1 pseudogene is annotated in these 2,159 nt (G+C 48.6%); it reads right to left on the bottom strand.

The window, feature by feature from the left end:
- Positions 1 to 2,159: pseudogene (locus OA57_RS12660) on the bottom strand (hypothetical protein); the annotation flags it as partial.

Genomic DNA, 2,159 nt, shown 5'->3' with positions numbered 1-2,159 from the left:
ACAACCGCACTTTTCTCACCGGCTGCGATTTCGTTTTTCAAGGCGTCCAATTGCCCTTTATTGACCGCATCTTTGCCGTCGACACCGTCTGCAATATTGCTGATTTTATTACCGCCGTTGTTTAAACCGCCTTCGGTTAAACTGACAGGGTTGTCGCCATTGGCTATGGTTACGCCTCCGTTATTGATAATCGTATCGCCAAAAGTCGCACTGGTTAAATCCGTCAGCGCTTTCGCCAATTCGATGGTAATCGAACCGTCTGCGTTACCAATTGTTTTGATATTATTCGCCGTTGTATCACCTGTTGCGCCGCCGTTAATCGCCAATGTTTCATTCAGCTTACGGGCAACCGTAACGTCCGTGTTGTCACCGACAAATTTCAAACCGTCATTCAGCGTAGCAACTTGTTCGGTGACCGGATTACCGTCAACATCGGTGGTTTGGTAAGTCATGCGGGTTTTGCTTTCGCCGTCTTTGCCGTGAACACCTGCCGCACCGTCTTTCGCTAAACCGATTGTCGCATTCGTCCCGTCTTTTCCGTTCAGCCCGATAGTACCGTCTGCGCCGTTCAGGCTGATACCGTCTTTGCCGTCCGCACCTTTTACCGTAACCGTACCGGCTTCGGTATCACTGCCCGCAACCAAGTCTTTATCGAGACTGATTTCGTAATTGGTTGTGCCGTCGGCATCTTTTTCAGAGGCAACCACTTTCACACCATTATTTCCGGCTGAAACGGTGGCTTTCTCGGCATTAACGGTATAGGTGGTGACATTGCCCTCAACATCGGTCTCAACCGTGGTATTTTGACCGGCTGCGACAACCGCACTTTTCTCACCGGCTGTGATTTCATTTTTCAAGGCGTCCAACTGATCTTTATTGACCGCATCTTTGCCGTCGACACCGGCTGCAATATTGCTGATTTTGCCGCCGCCGTTGTTTAAACCGTCTTTGCCCAGAGAAACCGTATTATCAGGGTTTGCATCTGTCGGTGATTTAATGGTGATACCGTCATTATTGATGCCGGTATTGCCGGCGGTAACGCTGCCGTTCTCACCCAAATCGACATCTTTTGCCAATTCAATCGCAATCGACCCATCATCGCTGCCAACCGTTTTAATATTGTTTGCCGCCGTTTCGCCCGTTGCACCGCCCTTGATATTGAATACCTCGTTCGGTTTGCGAGTGATAACGGTGTCGTTATCGCCTTTGAATTGCTGTGTCGAATTCTGAATCGCATTATTGACATTGCTAATTGCGCTATTCAAATCTCCTGCATTTACTGCATTTTTAGCATTTTCGGCATTGCTGATATCACCTGCCGAAGCCACGTTCTTAATTTGCTTATCACCGGCGTCAATGCCTTGATTATTGATAACGACATCACCAATCGTCACACTCTCCAAGCCGGTCAAGGTGGTGTTCAATTTGACTTGAACGCCGTCTGCCGTTGCCGCCGTGGTGATATTGTCATCGCCGCTAAACGCCACTTCTTCGCCCAGCTTTTTAATACCGGTGCTTGAATCGTTATCAGCGGTAAAGGTTAAACCTTGCGCATCAATCGCCTCTTTTGCTTCCGCCCCTTTTTTGATGTCGTCTTTGACAGTCTGCGCCAGATCGATTTTATAATCCGTTACATTGCTGTCGTCTTTCTCACCTTTGCCGACAACAACATCAGCCGAACCGCTTGATACGCTGACGCCATCGGCATTCACCGTATACACCGTTTGCCCGTTAGCGCCTGCGGTTTCGCTCACGTCGGCAATATTCGTGCCTTTCGTCACTTCGGTTTTCGCTTTTGCCGCTGCATTTTTAACATCAGCGATATTTGCCGCATTGGTATCGACATCGCCGCCACCGGCAACATTCGTGATGACATTGCCGCCGTTGTTTAAACCGTCTTTGCTCAAACTGACAGGGTTGTCGCCATTGGCTATGGTTACGCCGTCATTATTAATCACGGTATTGCCAAAGGTTGCGCCGGTTAAATCCGTCAGTTGTTTTGCCATTTTGATAACCAACTCGCCATCAACATTGTCTACACGCAGATTTTTATCCGTAACCTCAGCATCTGCGGCAACGTTGCCTTTAATGCTCAAGGTTTCGTTCAGTTTCTTCGCAATCGCATTACCTGTATCGCCTTGGAATTTCAAGCCGTCGTT

The organism is Chelonobacter oris (genome assembly GCF_000772535.1).
GTDB classification, from domain to species: Bacteria; Pseudomonadota; Gammaproteobacteria; order Enterobacterales; family Pasteurellaceae; genus Chelonobacter; species Chelonobacter oris.
Note: the sequence above shows the minus strand (reverse complement) of the source record. Positions and strands in the feature narration are given on the sequence as shown.